The organism is Capnocytophaga haemolytica (assembly GCF_001553545.1).
GTDB classification, from domain to species: Bacteria; Bacteroidota; Bacteroidia; order Flavobacteriales; family Flavobacteriaceae; genus Capnocytophaga; species Capnocytophaga haemolytica.
Genome location: NZ_CP014227.1, coordinates 455,360 through 473,447 on the forward strand (window position 1 = coordinate 455,360; position 18,088 = coordinate 473,447).

14 protein-coding genes, 1 tRNA gene and 1 pseudogene are annotated in these 18,088 nt (G+C 43.1%); 11 read left to right on the forward strand and 5 right to left on the reverse strand.

Annotated elements, in window-relative coordinates; all coding sequences use genetic code 11:
- Window positions 1–36 precede the first annotated feature (36 nt).
- The 4 genes from AXF12_RS02125 to AXF12_RS02140 all read right to left on the reverse strand — a co-directional run bounded on the left by AXF12_RS02125 (window position 37) and on the right by AXF12_RS02140 (window position 2,312).
- Window positions 37–645 carry a PASTA domain-containing protein gene (locus AXF12_RS02125; protein ID WP_066428002.1) on the reverse strand — a complete coding sequence of 203 codons (609 nt, stop codon included), beginning with the start codon at window positions 643–645 and terminating at the stop codon, window positions 37–39.
- Between the two features lie 83 nt (window positions 646–728).
- The gene (locus tag AXF12_RS02130) at window positions 729–1,076 is read right to left on the reverse strand and encodes a phage holin family protein (RefSeq protein WP_066428003.1); all 348 of its coding nucleotides are present in this window, start codon (window positions 1,074–1,076) and stop codon (window positions 729–731) included.
- Between the two features lie 18 nt (window positions 1,077–1,094).
- Window positions 1,095–1,865 carry an alpha/beta fold hydrolase gene (locus tag AXF12_RS02135; protein WP_082753006.1) on the reverse strand — a complete coding sequence of 257 codons (771 nt, stop codon included), beginning with the start codon at window positions 1,863–1,865 and terminating at the stop codon, window positions 1,095–1,097.
- Window positions 1,866–1,880: 15 nt separating this feature from the next.
- Window positions 1,881–2,312, reverse strand: a complete 432-nt coding sequence (locus tag AXF12_RS02140; protein ID WP_066428005.1) for a DUF2059 domain-containing protein — start codon at window positions 2,310–2,312, stop codon at window positions 1,881–1,883.
- 108 nt (window positions 2,313–2,420) lie between these two features.
- Between AXF12_RS02140 and trmB the strand changes: the two genes are divergently transcribed.
- Window positions 2,421–3,098 (forward strand): tRNA (guanosine(46)-N7)-methyltransferase TrmB, encoded by a 678-nt coding sequence (trmB, locus tag AXF12_RS02145; protein WP_066428006.1) that lies wholly within the window; start codon window positions 2,421–2,423, stop codon window positions 3,096–3,098.
- On the opposite strand, the gene AXF12_RS02150 is transcribed toward trmB, so the two are convergent.
- Entirely contained in the window at window positions 3,071–3,991 is a 921-nt protein-coding gene (locus tag AXF12_RS02150; RefSeq protein WP_066428007.1) for an ABC transporter ATP-binding protein, read from the reverse strand. The genes trmB and AXF12_RS02150 overlap by 28 nt on opposite strands.
- A gap of 378 nt (window positions 3,992–4,369) precedes the next feature.
- On the opposite strand from AXF12_RS02150, the gene AXF12_RS02155 reads away from it, so the two are divergent.
- The 10 genes and pseudogenes from AXF12_RS02155 to AXF12_RS02200 all read left to right on the forward strand — a co-directional run bounded on the left by AXF12_RS02155 (window position 4,370) and on the right by AXF12_RS02200 (window position 18,062).
- A complete protein-coding gene (locus AXF12_RS02155; RefSeq protein WP_066428008.1) occupies window positions 4,370–6,676 on the forward strand; it encodes a glycoside hydrolase family 20 protein in 2,307 nt (768 codons plus the stop codon).
- Between the two features lie 41 nt (window positions 6,677–6,717).
- Window positions 6,718–8,109, forward strand: a complete 1,392-nt coding sequence (locus AXF12_RS02160) for a dipeptidase (RefSeq protein ID WP_066428009.1) — start codon at window positions 6,718–6,720, stop codon at window positions 8,107–8,109.
- A 128-nt stretch (window positions 8,110–8,237) separates the two neighbouring features.
- Window positions 8,238–8,311 (forward strand) — tRNA-Asn (locus AXF12_RS02165).
- A 213-nt stretch (window positions 8,312–8,524) separates the two neighbouring features.
- Complete coding sequence (locus tag AXF12_RS02170) at window positions 8,525–9,097, forward strand: outer membrane beta-barrel protein (protein ID WP_066428010.1); 573 nt, start codon at window positions 8,525–8,527, stop codon at window positions 9,095–9,097.
- A gap of 95 nt (window positions 9,098–9,192) precedes the next feature.
- Complete coding sequence (locus AXF12_RS02175; protein WP_066428011.1) at window positions 9,193–11,319, forward strand: prolyl oligopeptidase family serine peptidase; 2,127 nt, start codon at window positions 9,193–9,195, stop codon at window positions 11,317–11,319.
- Window positions 11,320–11,595: 276 nt separating this feature from the next.
- A pseudogene (gene porK / locus AXF12_RS02180) lies at window positions 11,596–12,971 on the forward strand (T9SS ring complex lipoprotein PorK/GldK).
- Between the two features lie 62 nt (window positions 12,972–13,033).
- The gene (gene porL, locus AXF12_RS02185) at window positions 13,034–13,705 is read left to right on the forward strand and encodes a type IX secretion system motor protein PorL/GldL (protein ID WP_066428012.1); all 672 of its coding nucleotides are present in this window, start codon (window positions 13,034–13,036) and stop codon (window positions 13,703–13,705) included.
- A gap of 38 nt (window positions 13,706–13,743) precedes the next feature.
- Window positions 13,744–15,327 carry a type IX secretion system motor protein PorM/GldM gene (porM, locus tag AXF12_RS02190; RefSeq protein ID WP_066428013.1) on the forward strand — a complete coding sequence of 528 codons (1,584 nt, stop codon included), beginning with the start codon at window positions 13,744–13,746 and terminating at the stop codon, window positions 15,325–15,327.
- Between the two features lie 11 nt (window positions 15,328–15,338).
- Entirely contained in the window at window positions 15,339–16,241 is a 903-nt protein-coding gene (gene porN, locus AXF12_RS02195) for a type IX secretion system ring subunit PorN/GldN (RefSeq protein ID WP_066428014.1), read from the forward strand.
- 159 nt (window positions 16,242–16,400) lie between these two features.
- Window positions 16,401–18,062 carry a DUF6377 domain-containing protein gene (locus AXF12_RS02200; protein ID WP_066428015.1) on the forward strand — a complete coding sequence of 554 codons (1,662 nt, stop codon included), beginning with the start codon at window positions 16,401–16,403 and terminating at the stop codon, window positions 18,060–18,062.
- Window positions 18,063–18,088 lie beyond the last annotated feature (26 nt).

The following is an 18,088-nucleotide window of genomic DNA, read 5'->3' on the forward strand; positions in this document are numbered from 1 at the left end:
AGGGGTTAGCTTTTAGCTTATATCACTATAAGTTCGCTATTCCATTAAGTCTTCCACAGGGATGACACCTTGCTCTTGGACACTATCTCTTGAATGTTCGAAGCCATTACCACATACCAAGTCAATACGTGAAGTCTTTACGAGCTTATCGCCAGGTTGTACGGGTTTGCCATTGTACTGCATCTCAAGCACCATATCCTTACCAATATTATCTACATAAGTAACCCTGCCGACCGTTAGCCCTACTGATTCGAGGGTAGCAATAGCGTTACGGCGCGTTACTTGTATTACCTTAGGGACAGTCACTTTATGATAGCCAGAAGGGTTGATAGTAAGGTAAATCTTGCGATTTTTCTTTACGCGCTCATTAGCTTCAGGACTTTGACTGATTACTGAAAAAGCAGGAAATTTAGGGTCGTATTCAGTGGAGTCAAGTACCTCAAAACGTAAGTTCTGTTCATCAAGGATGATCTGTACTTCGGTGAGGGTTTTGCGTGTAAGATCGGGTACTACAATGAACTTTCCGTGTGCTGTATATACCTGTAATAGCTTCAGCGCCAGCCATATTAATACTATTGTGGCTACTATAGCTAAAGCGATATGCTTCCCAAAGCGTCTGAAGAATGTTTTTAGTTTTTCTTTCATAGTCCTAAATGTTTTAAAGCTGTATTCTCTTCTTTATTCTTTGCAAAAGTACAACTATTTTGTGAGACTACAAATAAAGTTGTTTACTTTTTATCACCTTCCATTAAGCCAAAGGCGATAGCTTGTGAGAGGGATAGACAGAGGCTAAACATCATTGCACCCCAAAATCCGTGTACGATAAAGCTTTCGACGATCTCACCAGCTAAGAGGATTATCACGGCATTGATCACTAATAGGAAAAGCCCAAAAGTGAAGATGGTGATAGGGATAGAGATGAATTGCAGGATAGGCTTTACTATTGCGTTGAGAATAGAAAGCACGAAGGCTACAAGTAGTGCAGAGCCGTAATTCCCGATGTGAGCCCCTACATTAAGTGTTCCTAAAAGAAACACAATAGCAGCCGTAACAAGTAGATAAATGATATATCGCATAATATGATGAATTTAATTTTAAGAGACGTTGTTTAGAAAATGGATTGTTTTCTCAAAATACTCCTTTGGATTTTGAGCGTGTAGCCAGTGGGCAGCTTTGCTGATAGTGTCTATTTTAGCGTGTGGAAAATGGGTGTGAATTAGCACCTCATCCTCAGGCATCACATATTCAGAGTACTCCCCTTTAAGAAAGAGAGTCGCTCCTTCATAGACATTACTGCGTGGCAACTCGGCACCTATTTCGCTTTCATTTTCAATTAAAGCAGAGAGGTTGAGGCGTAGCCCAAGACGGTCGCGGGTTTCCCAGTAAAGGTTTTTTAGTAAGAACTGTCGGATACCTACATCACTCACATAGTGAGCGAGGGCAGCCTCTGCTTCACTACGCGATTTGAGCTTATCAAAGTCAAGTGAGGCTAAACCTTGTAGGAAAGCTTCGTGATGCTGTGGGTAATACTTCGGGGCGATATCGGCCACAATGAGCGAATGAGTCATTGTGGGGTGCTCAGTAGCAAAGAGCATTGCTGTTTTACCGCCCATAGAGTGCCCCATAAGGTCAAATGATGCGATCTGATGTGCTTGGGCATAGGCTATCAGGTCGGACACCATTAATGGATAGCTGAACTCAGGGGAGTGAAAACTGTGCCCGTGGTTGCGCTGATCGATCAGGTGCACTTGGAAGCCTTGTTGGGCGTATTGCAGCCCGAGGGTTTTCCAATTATCCGACATCCCGAGGAAGCCGTGAAGGATGAACAATGGGCGACCTTCGCCAATGATTTGTGAATGTAAGATCTCCATTGGTAACACTTACTTCTTATCTTTGTCAAAATACTCGTTAGCCCCTTGCTGTTGTAGCTGCTTACCCATATACTTTTGGATGATAGGCATTAAGAGTTTTTGCCCTACTGCCATACCCTTTTGGGTAAATACAGGCGATTTCTCAGCGAGCTTTTTCCCAACAGGCGACTGGTAGAATTTTAGTAATTCTTTAATTTCCTGCGCCGTAAACTCAGAGCTATAAATCTTGGCAAACTCATTGATAAGCTCAATGCGCACTCCTTTAATATCTTTTTCAAAAGCAGGAATGTCAGCCTCTGACACATAGCCTTTCATAGGCTCGCTCATCGTGTCGAGTGAAGGACCTACGAGGATTTCTACTAATTTTTTAGACTCCGCGCTCTGTGCCATAGCAGTTGCAGAGAGCATCAAAAACAGACTGATAATGAATAAATTTCTCATAATAAAGTATTTTAGGCGACAAAGGTACGAATATTTTTTGGGATAGTGTTCATCGCACTTAAAAATATTGCTGTATCTTTGCGCCCGATTGATTGAAAAACAGATTTAATGGGAAGCAAAAACAAACTCAAGCGCTTTAAAGAAAACCTAACCTTTGCCAATGTCATTCAACCTTCGAGGGAGGAACTCCTCACGGACGCATTTACTTATAAAGGACGTTGGAATGAACTTTATTTTAAGAACAACCACCCGATAGTCTTGGAATTAGGTTGTGGCAAAGGTGAGTACTCAGTAGGGCTGGCTCAGAAAAACCCCAATAAAAACTTCATAGGTATAGACATCAAAGGCGCACGCTTTTGGCGTGGTGCTAAGACGGCTATCGACGAAGGGATTGCTAATGTAGCCTTCCTACGCACTCAGATTGAACTCATTGAGCATTGCTTTACTACAGGTGAGGTCAGTGAAATATGGATTACCTTCCCCGACCCACAGATCAAATACAAGCGCACTAAGCATCGCCTGACAAACGAGGCTTTCCTTAACAGATACCACAACATTCTCAGTACCGAGGGTTATGTACACCTAAAGACGGACAGTGAGTTTATGCACGGCTATACGCTCGGGCTCCTTCACGGTTTGGGCTACGAGGTGCTCTATGCCAACCACAACATATACAACAGTGATGGGGTACCCGAGGATGTTACTGCCATTAAAACCTTTTACGAGCAGTTCTACTTAGCACAAGGCAAGCCCATTACTTATATTCGGTTTAGAGTACACAGGTAGCAAATTGCCCCTTCGGGTAGAGCTTTCTCGTGATTCACGTACACTTTACCCTCTGCTGAAACACCTTCAATAAGGTAGTGAGCCCCTTGGAAGTAAGAGTGTTCCACGGTCACTTGCCAATCGGATTGAGGTGTGATAGCGATTTGGTGCGGGCGAAGCAGTTTTCCGTTGTGCAGGCTTACTTCACCGAAAAGTGAGGCAGTGTAGCGGTCAGTATCTTGAGTGTATACCTTCATCATCGTATCGTAATGTAGCATACTTCCATCGCGCATAATGAATACTTTATCAGCAAATGATAGAACCTCTTTGCCATCGTGAGTAGCTACCATACAACTAATATTCTTTTCTTTCAAATAGGCAAATAGAGTGCGTTGCAAGTCGTTTCTTCGGAAGCTATCCACCTGACTAAAAGGTTCATCAAGCAGTAGCAATTCGGGTTCTTGCGCCAAAGCCATCGCCAAAGCTACACGCTGTTTTTCGCCCCCACTCAGCACCAAAGCCTTCTGTGAGGCAAAGCGCTCCATCCCTACTAAGGCGAGCAATTCGGCCACACGTGCTCGTTTCCACTCTAAGTCTATATTCGAGAGGTAACGACCTACATTCTCTGCTACGGTGTGATACGGACCCAAATCGAAATCTTGAGCAAGATACTTCATCGCCCCATAGCCAGGCACGAGCTGGAAGGAAGGTCCGAAAACCCTCTTATCGTTAAAATGAATAGTACCCTCAGGCAGGTCGAACAAACCGTAGATAGCTTTTAGCAGCGTACTTTTGCCGCAGCCACTTTCGCCCATAATGAAGACGTGTTCGCCTGTTTGCACTTCCAAGGACAGGTCTTTTAACAAGGGTTTATCACTTTGATAAGCGAAGGAAATATGATTGATACGAAGCATTCTTGTAATGGTTATTTAAATTCAGCGGGCAAAGATAGCAAATGTTTTTATGATGAGGTTTGTTGGCTTTGAAAAAATAGCTCAATCGCACGAAAACACGCGGATATAACTATGCAAAACGTGTAAAAAGGCTGTTTTTTGCGCAATCGTAATTCGTTGATTATTCGATGGTTTTTCGCTAAACCTAATACTAACCTAATACTAACCTAATACTGTTCTTTGAGATGAACGGCAGGTGAACGGCAAGTGAACGGTAGGTGAACCCGAGATCAGCGGTTAATAGTGCTGCCATTTGAGGTGCTTTTTTATTGTACAAAAGTAGTATCATTCAAAAGTATTTCGTAACTTTGTCGCCTGAAATTTTAACCAAACTATTTTATGAAAAGGATCATTTACACAATTGCTTTGTTAGCGATGGGGTGCTCAGCCCCTAAGGAGTATCACTTTACCGAGAACGATATTACGCTTATCCCCAAGCCTGTGCAGCTCGAGTTGCAACAGGGAGCATTTGTATTTGACAAAAATACGACCTTCGTAGTGCCTGACTCGTTGCAAGGGGTGGTGCAGCTCCTCACCGATAAGCTACAGACGGCAGCGGGCTTAACACTAAAAGTGCAGTCTCAGGCAGCTGAGAAAGGTAGTGTACGCTTTGAGGTAGATAAGCAGATCGCCCGTGAAGGCTACTCCCTGACCTCTAACAAGGAGGGAGTACACATCAAGGCAAGCACTAAGAGCGGGTTTATCTATGCGGTGGAAACCCTGAGGCAGCTCTTGCCTAAGGAAATCGAAAGTACTAAAAGAGTGCAAGCCGATTGGGTGATCCCAGCAGTGCATATCAAGGATGCGCCTGAGTACGCTTGGCGTGGACTGATGCTCGATGAGGCGCGCCACTTCTTCGGTAAGGCGTATGTACTCAAAACCTTAGACCGTATGGCAATGCTCAAACTCAACGTCTTTCAATGGCACTTGATCGACAATGAGGGTTGGCGCATTGAAATCAAGAAGTACCCTAAGCTCACTGAGGTAGGAGCGTGGCGTGTGAATCAGGAGGATAAGCATTGGGAGGAACGCACCCCCAACGCCCCTGATGCTGTAAAGGCGGATCACAGCAATGCCTACGGGGGCTATTACACCCAAGAAGATATTAAGGAAATTGTGGCATACGCAGCGGCACGGGGTATCACTATCGTGCCTGAGGTGGAGATGCCTGCCCACTCGATGAGCAGCATTGCGGCTTACCCTGAGCTCTCTTGCCATAAACGCCCTATCGCTGTGCCTTCGGGTTCTGTGTGGCCTAATGTAGATAACTATTGTGCAGGACAGGAAGAGACCTTTACTTTCTTGGAAGATGTGATGCGCGAGGTGATGGCTTTATTTCCCAGCAAATACATACACGTAGGCGGCGATGAGGCTGACCGCTCGGAGTGGGAGAAATGCCCTAAGTGTCAGGCGCGTATGAAGACAGAAGGGCTGAAGAATACAGCGGAACTACAAACCTATTTCATCAAGCGGATGCAGCAGTTCCTAAGGGCAAACGGGCGCACCTTAGTGGGCTGGGATGAGATCTTAGAAGGCGGAATGCCCAGCGATGTGGTGGTGATGAATTGGCGTGGTATTCGCAATGCACAGAAGGCAGTAGCACAAGGCAACCCTATGGTGCTCACCAGTGATACGTATATCAACCGCTATCAGGGTTTGCCTCAGTACGAACCCGAAGCCAATGGTGGGCACGTAACCCTGAGCAAGGTCTATCATTACAATCTCGAAAGGGAGAAGCTCACTGAGGAACAACACAAACACATTCTGGGCTCGCAGGCGAACCTATGGGCGGAGTTTATCGCCACCCCTGAACATTCGGAGTATATGCTCTTTCCGCGTCTTTTTGCCTTTGCAGAAGTGGTGTGGACGCCCAGCGAGCAAAAGGATTGGAAGGACTTTGTAAGGCGCGTAAAAGCACAGATGCAGCGACTCGACGTGATGGGGGTAAAGTACGCCATCTCAATGTATCAGGTGGTGCCTACCCTTGAGGAGAAGGACGGCAAGGTGCTGCTCACGCTCAGTTCGGAATTGCCTGATGCGGACATTCGTTATGCCTTCGATGGCACTCCGATTGAGCAAGGGCAGAGATACACAGCTCCGATAGCAATGAGTGGCAATACGATATGCAAGGCAGCGGTGTTTGTAGATGGCAAGCCCAATGTGGTGAGTAAGGACACGATTGTCTTCCATAAGGCGGCAGGCAAACCTGTGCAGTGCGAACCCGAAGCGGATAAGAAATACCAAGGTAAGGGTCCGCATACGCTTACCAATGTGGTGCGTGGCACTAAGAATTTCCAAGATGGGCAGTGGCTCGGCTGGCTGTTTAAAGATGCGACTATCACTATCGATATGCAGACGCCTAGTGAGGTAAGCAAGGTGATTGTAGGCGCGATGCGCAAGCACAACGATGCTATTTTCTTGCCTACTCACATCAGCGTAGCGGTATCTACGGACGGGAAGACATTTACCACCGTAGCCGACCAAGAGTTCCCTTACCAGCAGAAGGGAGTCTCGCGACTTGCTAATTTCTCATTGGAATTTACTCCTGTACAAACGCGTTATATAAAGGTAACAGTCAAGAACTTAGGTAAGAATCCTAATGGTGGCGATGCGTGGTTGTTTTTAGATGAGATTTTGGTGTTTTAAATATTTTTTGTAACTTTGTAGCTTATTAAATAACATATTATATGGATAGTATTAAGACGTATATCGAGGCGCATAAAGACCGCTTTATCGCCGAACTGATTGACTTACTCAAAATGCCGAGTGTGAGTGCCGACCCTGCCTTCTCGCAGGATATCCTCCACACCGCTGAAGCCGTAAAAGCCGCCCTCGCAGCCGCTGGTTGCGATAAGGTAGAGATTTGCGAAACACCAGGCAACCCCATTGTCTATGGCGAGAAGATCATCGACCCCAAGCTGCCTACCGTGTTGGTGTACGGGCACTACGATGTGCAACCTGCCGATCCACTCGAGCTGTGGGAGTCCGACCCCTTCGACCCTGTGATCAAGAAGACAGAAGAGCATCCACAAGGGGCCATCTATGCACGCGGCTCTTGCGACGACAAGGGGCAGATGTATATGCACGTAAAGGCATTGGAGTATATGGTGAAGGAGGGCAAACTGCCTTGCAACGTCAAGTTTATGATTGAGGGCGAGGAAGAAGTAGGCTCCGAAAGCCTCAAGTGGTTCGTGAAGAACAACCACGCCAAGCTGAAGAACGATGTGATCCTCATCTCCGACACGGGTATGCTTGCCAACGACACACCGAGCATCACCACAGGTTTGCGCGGACTTAGCTATGTGGAAGTGGAGGTAACAGGTGCCAACCGCGACCTGCACTCTGGGCTTTACGGTGGCGCAGTGGCGAACCCTATCAACGTGCTGGCAAAGATGATCGCCTCAATGCACGATGAGCACAAACACATCACCATTCCACACTTCTACGACAAGGTGGAGGAGCTTAGTCGTGAGGAGCGCGATGAAATGGCAAAAGCACCATTCTCATTAGAGGCTTACAAAAAGGCGTTGGACATTGATGATGTATATGGTGAGGACGGCTACACCACTACCGAGCGCGCGTCTATACGTCCGACCTTAGACGTAAACGGTATCTGGGGCGGCTACACAGGCGAAGGGGCTAAGACAGTAATCCCAAGCAAGGCATTTGCTAAGATCTCAATGCGCTTAGTGCCCAATCAAGACCCCGAGGAAATCACCAAGCTCTTCCAAGACTACTTTGAGAGCATCGCCCCAGAAGGCGTACGTGTAAAGGTGAAACCACACCACGGCGGGCAGGGCTATGTTACCCCAATAGACACTGTAGCCTATCAGGCAGCCTCTAAGGCCTGCGAACAGACTTTTGGCAAGGCTCCGATACCCGTGCGCTCAGGGGGTAGTATCCCTATTGTAGCACTCTTTGAAGAGGAGTTAGGCAGCAAGTCCATCCTCTTAGGCTTTGGTTTGGATAGCGATGCCATCCACTCACCTAATGAGCACTACGGGGTATTCAACTACCTCAAAGGGATAGAAACCATTCCGTGGTTCTACCACTATTACGCAGAAAGCGTAAAAAAGTAGTTGTTACAATACATTGAAAATAAACATCTTGCAAAAAAAGTTTCATTTGCAAGGTGTTTTTTTTGCTAAAAAACTTGTCAGTAAATAAATTAGTTGTACCTTTGCACCCGAATTAAACAATAGGACATTCCTCCTTAGCTCAGTTGGTTAGAGCATCTGACTGTTAATCAGAGGGTCACTGGTTCAAGTCCAGTAGGGGGAGCAAAAGATAATCAGGGCTTTACAGAGATGTGAAGCCTTTTTTGTTTTTTATAGGTCAAATTTATAGCAAAAGGGATGTTTTGTGAGAGGGTTTAACTCACTTTAATACAGTGCAAAAGAATAGGAGGGGTAAAAAAACTTATAAAAAGATTTGGCGGTTTAGAAATATAGTATTACTTTTGCGTTATAATTAATCATTAAAATTATATTTTATATGAAAAAATTTTTATTTATTGTAGCAGTGGCACTGACAAGTGTGGGCTACGCACAGACAGACAAAGGTGATTGGATGGTAGGTACCGATTTCGGGCTTTCATACGAGACATCAAAGGTAACAACAAAGGTAGGTAATGAGACAAGTCAAACTACCAATACTTTCAAGGTAGCGCCTAAGTTGGACTACTTTGTGATTAATAACCTGTCAATAGGTTTAGGTTTGGAGTATAAAAATACAAAAGTTAAAGATGGTGATACAACCAATACGTTTGCAGTAGTGCCTCAAGTGCACTATTTCTTCCCATTAGACACTAACTTTAAACCTTTCCTTGGTGCAAGAGTAGGTTATGGATACTCATCAACAGAAGTAGCAGGTGGTAATAATAAGACTAAGGCGGATGGTCTGGTAGTAGGTGGTAGAGCAGGGGTTGCTTACTTTGTAAACAACGGAGCTGCAGTTACAGGCTATTTAGATTATGACCATCAAAATTTTAAAAATAAGGATAATAAAGATATTACTTTTAAAAAAGGCACTTTTGGTGTAGGTATTGGAGTAGCGATTTTCTTCTAAGAAAAATTTAGATTATTATATATAGGTGTTTTAGATTTTCGTAAGATGATTTAAAACACCTATTTATTATTTATGTAGTGATAATAGAAATGAATATGTATAACAGATTATTACCACTAGGGGGGCTGTTGCTGCTGGCGGCGTGCAAACTGCAACCTACAACCCAGAACACAGAGATGAAATATCCAGAGACTAAGAGGGTAGAGGCTTCCGATACGTTTTTCGGTGTGGAAGTAAAAGACCCCTACCGTTGGTTGGAAGATGACCGCAGCGCAGAGACTGCGGCGTGGGTAAAGGCTGAGAACGCTTTTACCAATGCGTATCTCGAAAAAATTCCTTACCGCGAAGCGATCAAGAAACGTTTAGAGCAGGTGTGGAATTACGAGAAACTCGGAGCTCCCTTTGTGGAAGGGGCTTACACCTATTATTATAAGAATAACGGTTTGCAGAACCAAAGTGTGCTCTACCGCCGTGGGAAAGATGGCAAAGAGGAGGTGTTCTTAGACCCCAACACAATGTCTGCCGATGGCACTACCTCGCTGGGCAGTGTGAGTTTCTCCGAAGATGGTTCCTTAGTGGCTTACCTTATTTCTGAGGGCGGTAGCGATTGGCGCAAGCTTATCGTGCTGGATGCAGCGAGCAAAAAGCAAGTAGGGCAGACCTTAGTAGACGTGAAGTTCAGCAGTGCTGCGTGGAAGGGCAATGAAGGGTTCTTCTATTCGAGCTATGACAAGCCCAAAGGCAGTGAGCTCTCGGCTAAGACCGATCAGCATAAACTCTATTACCACAAGATGGGTACCGCCCAGAAGGACGACCAGCTCATCTATGGAGCAGATACAGACCCTAAATATAGGTATGTCGGTGGCTATCTGTCAGAGGACTCGCATTACTTATTTGTATCGCTGACGAATGCTACTTCGGGTAATAAGCTGATAATGAAAGACCTCACTAAGGAAAATGCGTCTTTTGTGGTGGTAGCCGATAAGGAAGGTACCGATACACAGTTTATCACTAACAAGGGTTCGCGGTTGTATTTTCTTACGAATATAGAGGCACCCAATATGCGCTTGGTGAGTGCAGAGGCTGCTAAGCCTTCACAGGCTGAGTGGCGCGATGTGATCCCTGAGACGCAGAACGTGCTGAGTGTATCGACCGTAGGCGATAAGATATTTGCACATTATATAGTAGATGCGCTTACCAATATAAAGGAGTATGACTACGAGGGTCGTTTGGTAAAAGAGGTGCAACTACCAGGGGTAGGCACCGCAGGCGGCTTTGGTGGGAAGCAAAAGGACAAGGAGACTTACTTTGCCTTTACCAATTACAATACGCCAACGAAGACCTATAAGTACGACTTGGCAAGTAGCAGCTATACGCTCTATTGGGAGCCTAAGATTGATTTTGATGCCAACGCCTACGAGTCGAAGCAAGTGTTCTACACCTCTAAGGACGGTACGCGTGTGCCGATGATGATCACCTATAAGAAAGGTACGAAGCTCAACGGCAAGAATCCTACTATATTATATGGGTATGGAGGATTCAACATTAGCGTATCACCTTATTTTAGTGTCTCGAATGTTACGTGGTTTGAGAATGGCGGTGTATATGCAGTGGCAAACCTCAGAGGCGGCGGTGAATATGGCAAGAAGTGGCACGATGCAGGCACTAAGATGCAAAAGCAGAATGTGTTTGAGGACTTTATTGCAGCAGCGGAGTATTTGATAAAAGAGGGCTACACCTCTAAGGACTACTTGGCGATACAAGGGGCATCGAATGGTGGGCTCTTAGTAGGTGCAACGATGACCCAACGTCCCGACCTCTTTAAGGTAGCGTTGCCAGCGGTAGGCGTGATGGATATGCTGAGGTATCACAAGTTTACTGCGGGCGCAGGTTGGGCGTATGACTATGGCACTGCTGATGACAGCAAAGAGATGTTTGAGTACCTGAAAAGTTACTCACCTTTACACAATGTAAAGAAAGGGGTACAGTATCCAGCGACGCTCATCACCACAGGCGACCACGATGATAGGGTGGTACCAGCACATAGTTTTAAGTTTGCGGCGGAGTTACAGGCAAATCAGGCAGGAACTAACCCGATACTCATCAGAATAGAGACAAATGCGGGGCACGGAGCGGGTACACCTATTAATAAACAGATAGCGCAGGCAGCCGATATTCAGAGCTTCACGCTATGGAATATGGGGGTAAAATCAATAGAATAATCAGCGTAAATGTGTATTTTAATAAATATAAAATAACAAAAGTGTGTATTATAAAATATATATGCAATATTTGAATATATCAATTAAATATCTTTTAAAAATGAGTTTTTAGAGCTCTGGTTTTTAGGGATTTTTTAGAGATAAAGGGGTGTAATCCTAAACAAATGTAAAAATAGTGTTAAATTTTATACTCACAAGAGAATTTAAGTGAATAAATTTTGCACGGTTCAAATAATAGTCGTACGTTTGCACCCTAATTAAATGTGAATTTAAACAATGTTTATGGCAAGAAGAATATTTGTAGTGCTACTGGTACTTTGTGTACTAACTGCGTGTAAGCGCGGAAGTGGTGATGGCAAAGGAGAGCTTGTAGGCGTTAAGGGTAAGGCTTGGAAACAGCCGCGTCCTTACGGTATGACGCTGATTCCGAGTGGTTCATTCATTATGGGTAGTTCCGATGATGATAAGACTGCGAGTTTTAATGCTACGGTGAAAACTGTGAGCGTTGGTTCATTTTATATGGACGAGACCGAAATTACGAATAGCGAGTATCGTCAGTTTGTGAATTGGGTACGTGATTCAATTATCCGTACACAATTGGCAGATATGGCTGAGCAGACAGGGCAACCCCTGGTAGTGGAGGAGTAGGCGAATATGCTTACTTGGACTCTAACAGTGAGAAGCTCAATGCATATCAGCAATATCTGCAAAATACTTACGGAGATGAGAAAGCGCGTAAGCTCAATAAAAAGGTCGCCTTGATTTGGGACGTCAATAAATTCCCAGATGAGTACTATTCAGAGGTGATGGATAAGCTCTATTTACCTGAAGAAGAGGCTTATAACGGGAAGCGTATTATGGACGTGGACAAATTCGTATTCAAGTATCAATGGTTGGATATGGAGAAAGCAGCACGAGCAAAAGGTAACCGAAAAGACTTCATTAAGGAAGAGTTAGTGAAGGTGTATCCAGACACTACTGTTTGGATCCGTGACTTTAATTACTCTTACAATGAGCCTATGCACAATGATTATTTTTGGCACGAGGCTTATGGAGACTATCCAGTAGTAGGGGTAAGTTGGATTCAAGCAAAGGCTTTCTGTGAATGGAGAACCTTGAACAAGAACTCTTACCAAAAATCAAAAGGAGATTATACTGTAAACTCTTTCCGACTTCCTATTGAATCAGAATGGGAATACGCAGCACGTGGAGGTCTTCAAGGAGCTACTTATCCTTGGGGAGGTCCGTATACTACGGATGATAGAGCTTGTTTCTTAGCAAACTTTAAACCGATGCGTGGTGACTATGCTTCAGATAATGCTTTATACACAGTAGAAGCTAAATCGTACGAACCCAATGGATACAACCTCTATAATATGGCAGGTAACGTATCGGAATGGACAAACACTTCGTATGATCCGAACTCTTATGAATATATGTCAACATTGAACCCTAACGTACTTGACGATAGTAACAAGCGTAAAGTGATCCGTGGAGGTTCGTGGAAAGACGTTGCTTTTATGTTGCAAGTAAATACCCGTGATTACGAATATCAAGATTCAGCACGTAGTTATATCGGTTTCCGTACCGTACAAGATTTTATGGGTATTAGTGACAAGCAAAAGAGTAAATCACCAAGAGGTTACAGATAATAGAATTTTATAATCAAGAAATAATTAATTAAAAACATTTAACAAATAAAAAAAGAAGTCTTATGGCAACAGCTAGTAAATCAAGAAAACAGTTTTTTAACTTAGTTTATGGTCTAGGTGCATCAGTAGTAATTTTAGGGGCACTTTTCAAATTAACCCATATGGAATTGGGACCATTAAACGGTAGTATATTATTGACAATAGGTATGGTGACTGAAGCTATCATCTTTGCGATTTCAGCCTTTGAACCAGTTGATGAAGAATACGATTGGTCATTAGTATATCCTGAATTAGCAGGAGGAGCAGCCTCACGTCGTCAAAACAACTTATTGTTACAAAACCAACAAGAAGACAAGATCCTCAGAGAGTCGTTGTCAGAAAAGTTGGATGGTATTTTAGCAGAGGCGCGTATTGATGCTAACTTAATGCGTTCATTGGGCAAATCAATTGAAAACTTTGCTGGTGCAAGTAGAGAAATTGCTCCTGTGGCAAATGCGATGGTTGCAGCTCACAAATACGGTGAAGAGCTTTCAACAGCAGCCTCTAACTTAGAGTCGCTAAATAGCTTATATAAATTACAATTAGAAAGAACAGAAAGACAAGTATCTGCACAAGCAGGTGTTGTTGATAACTTAGATTCACTAAACCAACAAATGCTTTCGTTCAAAGACAATTTAAGATCTTTAAACACTATCTATGGAGGAATGTTATCTGCGATGGGCGGTGCGAGATAAGAATTAATTGAGTAATTAACTTATTAAAAATTTAGCTTATGGCAGGTGGTAAATTAAGTCCAAGACAGAAGATGATCAACCTTATGTATTTGGTGTTCATTGCAATGATGGCATTAAATATGGGCAAGGAAGTATTGAATGCATTTGGGTTGGTAAATCAAAAGTTTGAATCGTCAAACAAGAGAGCAACAGAAGTTAATGACGCAGCGCTTCAAGCGTTGGCGATGAAGGCTTCTGAGAGTCCAGATAAGTTTGCTGAGATTTATGATAAATCAAAGCAAATTAAGGAACTATCAAATAATTTTTATTCCTTCATACAAGGGATTAAGGATGATGTAGAGGATCAGACAGGTCAGAAGGGTGTTCCAGCAGATAAAAAAGATTATGAGGCAATGGATAAGTCTGACTATACAGATGATCTTTTTTTCAAAGGGAATGGTGGATATAATACAAAAGGGCAGGAGTTTATTGATCAGATCAATAACTATAGAGAAGGGATATTGAAGATTTTAGGTGATGCTCCTCAATACAAGCAATTGGCAGAAAGAGTAAAGGTAAACTTTACGACAGAGCCAGTGAGAAATAAAGATGGCATCAAAGTAAAATGGTTACAATATAACTTTGAAGGTTTCCCTTACGTAGCTACATTGGCAAAACTTTCAATGATGCAGTCTGATATCCGCTCTACTGAGCAAGGGTTTTTTGATGACGCTTTAAAAGAAAGTTATAAAACAACAGCTTCAATGACTAACTATACTACTTTGCTTGAACAAAGTAAAGGAGCATATTATCAAGGAGAAAAGTTTGATGGGGCTATTGTACTGGGTCGTAAAGATGCAACTACACGTCCTAATGAAGTAGATTTATCTTTAGACGGCAGAAAGTTGGGAGCTAGTGATTTTACTATTGAAGATGGTCGTGTGAAATTGAATATTTCAGCAGGCAATACAGGTGACCACAAAATCACTGGTAACCTTTATTTTGACGAAGATGGTAAGCGTATTGCTGTGCCTGTAGCTCAGTCATTCTCAACTATTCCAAAACCAAACTCGGCAGTAATATCAGCTGATAAGATGAATGTAGTGTATCGTGGTGTTGCTAACCCTATCACTATTTCAATGCCAGGGGTTCCTGATAATAAAATATCAGCTTCAGCTGCAGGTTTGTCTAAAGCTTCAGGTGCAGGTGCTTGGGTAATGCGTCCAGGGGCTGGTAGAGAGGTTACTATTCACGTAACAGGTGAACTTGGTGGGCAGAAATTTAGCTCTTCTAAGATGTTCCGTATTAAGAGTATCCCTCGTCCTGTAACAAGTATGGGTGGACAAATAGGTACAGCTAAATTGCCTAAGGCGAATGTAGCAGTATTACCAGTTTCAGCTGTATTAGAAGACTTTGATTTCGACTTGAAATTACAAGTAAACGAATTTAAAGTATTCGTTCCAGGTCAGCCAAGTATTGTAGTTCGTGGCTCTAATAAGTTCAATGAGCAAGCTAGAGCAGCTGTACTACGTGCGAGAAGAGGTGATAAGATTCAAATATTTGACGTAAAGGCAAGTATCGTAGGTAATTCAACATTGAAATTACCACCACTTACACCTATCGTTATTGAAATAACAAACTAAGAATAAGTATTATGCTAAACTTAAAGAATGTAATTATATTACTGCTTTTTGTACTTGCTGGTCAAGTTTCATTTGCACAGATAAATATTTTAAATGCAAAATCAGCAAATGAAATAGGTGTTAAGACAGAAGCACAGATAGAAGCAGATAATGATAAACCTCTACCTTATGGATATGTAGATGATAGAGATATCCTTTGGTCAGTAGAAGTATGGGAGGTAATTGATTTGAACGAAAGGGCTAACTTTCCTTTGCTTTTCCCTACTGATACGTTAGAGATTGATGCTTATCGCCGTTCATTATATGATGTTCTGTTAAAAAACATCAAGAATGGTAAGATAAAAGATGTGTATCTTGATTCTTACTTCACTCAGACTAAAACTGTTGAAGATATTGAAGCTTCTATGTCAAAAGTAGATACTTTGGATATTGGATATGAGCAATTGAATTCTGGTGAAGCTCTTTCTCCTGAATATATTACTAGAAGAAACTTAGAGTCAGCAGATATAGCACAATATCACATTAGAGGTATTTGGTATTTTGACAAACGACAAGGAGAATTGAAGTATCGTTTGTTGGCATTGGCACCAGTAGCACCAGATGTTAACTTTATTGACTCTGATGATTCAACAATGTCAGCTTTAGTTCCTTTGTTCTGGGTGTTCTATCCGCAAGTGCGCGACATTCTTCACGAGGCTAAAACCTTTAACAGAAAGAATGATGCTCGACCAATGTCATTTGACCACCTTTTAAATGCCCGAATGTTTAGTTCGGTAATTTATAAGGAAGCTAATGTATATGGAGATAGAAAGATCAAAGAGTATCTACCAGATAATGCACTCTTCCAGTTGTTAGAATCTGATAAGATCAAACAAAAGATCCGTGATAGAGAGCAAGATATGTGGGCGAACTAATTTTTAAATTCACAGAAATATTTTTGAACTGTCCCAAAAGAACCTTCTTTTAATAAGATTGAAATGAGGTTCTTTTGGGGCAGTTTTTTTTATTTTAAAATTTGCACACTATAGATAATAGTTGTAATTTTGCTCCAATTTCACAGCCACTTCTTTTATATGATAAATAGACACTTACTTATTACGTATTTATTACTATTATTTCTATATATACCTGCGCAATCACAGGAAGGGAAATTTCTTGTAGAACTAAAAGAACTCCTCAAAGAAAAAGACAAATATACCACTGAGAAGCAACATCATATTGATGAAATCAGGCGGATGCTCCTTGTACCCGATATGACCCCTGAGCAACACTATGCGGTGAATAAGCAGCTCAGTGATGCCTATAAGACGTACCTCTCCGACTCGGCTGTACACTACGTAAAGAAGAACCTTGCCATTGCTGAGCAGTTAGGACGTGCCGACTGGTGCAATGATGCACGTTTTGAACTTACCTCGCTGTACACGGTTGAGGGTAATTACTTGGACGCCTTTGCAGAACTGCAAGCAATGGATGAGGCGAGCTTATCTCCTCAGGAGCTTATCCGTTATTATGATGCTTACCAACTGCTCTACCACAACTATGCATTTAACAATCCGAATGCGGCAGTGTATATTGCCAAAAGCAAAGCATACCACGATAAGTTATTACCACTATTAGACAAAAATAGCACCCACTATCTGCTGCTCTATGCCGATAGACTTGCAGATGAAGGGCACTTTGCGAAGGCAGCTGACCTACTGCTGCATAAGCTACAAGAGCTTCATACCGATGAGCACGAAAAGGCAGTACTGGCCTACGTACTCGGCACTATCTACAAGAAGGCGGGCAACACGGATAAAGAGATCGAATACTTTGCTATCTCAGCCTCTTGCGACATCAAGAATGCCATTAAAGAGAACGCCTCAATGCGGCAGTTGGCAAGTGCCCTTTACGCCACAGGCAATGTGGAAGATGCTTATCTATGCATACGCTCCTCAATGGAAGACGCCATCTTTTGCAATGCTAACCTGCGCTCTGATGAGGTGTTGCAGATATTCCCCATTATCGAAGGGGCTTATCAAGAGCGTGTACAGCAGCATAACACCGACCTCAGGTGGGCATTGGCAGCAGTAGGCTTAGTAACTCTATGCTTAGCCTTAGCGGTCTTTTTTGTATATAGGCAGATGAAGCGCATTGCTAAGATACGCCGTGAGCTTGCTCATAAGAATCGCGATTTGGAAGAACTTAACGGGCATCTGCAAGCAGTGGTGAGCGAGCTCAACAGCACCAATACTGCCCTCTCTGAGGTAAACGCTGAGCTCTCAGAGACTAACAATGTGAAGGAGGCTTACATAGCACAATTCTTCAACCTGTGTTCAATGTATATTGATAAGTTAGAAAAGTTTCAACACGCGCTTTACAAAAAGGCAAAGGATAAAAACAACGACGAGCTGCTGAAGATGTTGCGCTCTAATGAGATGATTGATGCAGAACTCAAGCAGCTATACCGCCTCTTTGATGAGGTATTCTTGCATCTCTATCCTAACTTTGTGGAGGCGTTTAATGCGCTCTTACTTCCGGAGGCGCGTTTCACTGTAAAGCCTAACGAGATGAACCCTGAGTTGCGCATCTTTGCACTCATACGCTTAGGCTTTACCGATAGTGCCAAGATAGCTTCCTTCTTGCACTACTCAATGAACACCATCTATAACTACCGTACCCGCGTGCGCAACAAGGCACTTGTGCCTCGTGAGGAGTTTGAAGCAAGGGTGATGAGGATTGGTAGAAACTTATAAAATCAGTAATTCTTTCTAATTTTACT

Bases quoted from the DNA above. Each gene is read 5' to 3' on its own strand.
- AXF12_RS02125 (WP_066428002.1), bottom strand. From the start codon at position 645: ATGAAAGAAAAACTAAAAACATTCTTCAGACGCTTTGGGAAGCATATC.
- trmB (WP_066428006.1), top strand. From the start codon at position 2,421: ATGGGAAGCAAAAACAAACTCAAGCGCTTTAAAGAAAACCTAACCTTT.
- porM (WP_066428013.1), top strand. From the start codon at position 13,744: ATGGCAGGTGGTAAATTAAGTCCAAGACAGAAGATGATCAACCTTATG.
- porN (WP_066428014.1), top strand. From the start codon at position 15,339: ATGCTAAACTTAAAGAATGTAATTATATTACTGCTTTTTGTACTTGCT.
- porL (WP_066428012.1), top strand. From the start codon at position 13,034: ATGGCAACAGCTAGTAAATCAAGAAAACAGTTTTTTAACTTAGTTTAT.
- AXF12_RS02140 (WP_066428005.1), bottom strand. From the start codon at position 2,312: ATGAGAAATTTATTCATTATCAGTCTGTTTTTGATGCTCTCTGCAACT.
- AXF12_RS02150 (WP_066428007.1), bottom strand. From the start codon at position 3,991: ATGCTTCGTATCAATCATATTTCCTTCGCTTATCAAAGTGATAAACCC.
- AXF12_RS02160 (WP_066428009.1), top strand. From the start codon at position 6,718: ATGGATAGTATTAAGACGTATATCGAGGCGCATAAAGACCGCTTTATC.
- AXF12_RS02175 (WP_066428011.1), top strand. From the start codon at position 9,193: ATGTATAACAGATTATTACCACTAGGGGGGCTGTTGCTGCTGGCGGCG.
- AXF12_RS02130 (WP_066428003.1), bottom strand. From the start codon at position 1,076: ATGCGATATATCATTTATCTACTTGTTACGGCTGCTATTGTGTTTCTT.
- AXF12_RS02155 (WP_066428008.1), top strand. From the start codon at position 4,370: ATGAAAAGGATCATTTACACAATTGCTTTGTTAGCGATGGGGTGCTCA.
- AXF12_RS02170 (WP_066428010.1), top strand. From the start codon at position 8,525: ATGAAAAAATTTTTATTTATTGTAGCAGTGGCACTGACAAGTGTGGGC.
- AXF12_RS02200 (WP_066428015.1), top strand. From the start codon at position 16,401: ATGATAAATAGACACTTACTTATTACGTATTTATTACTATTATTTCTA.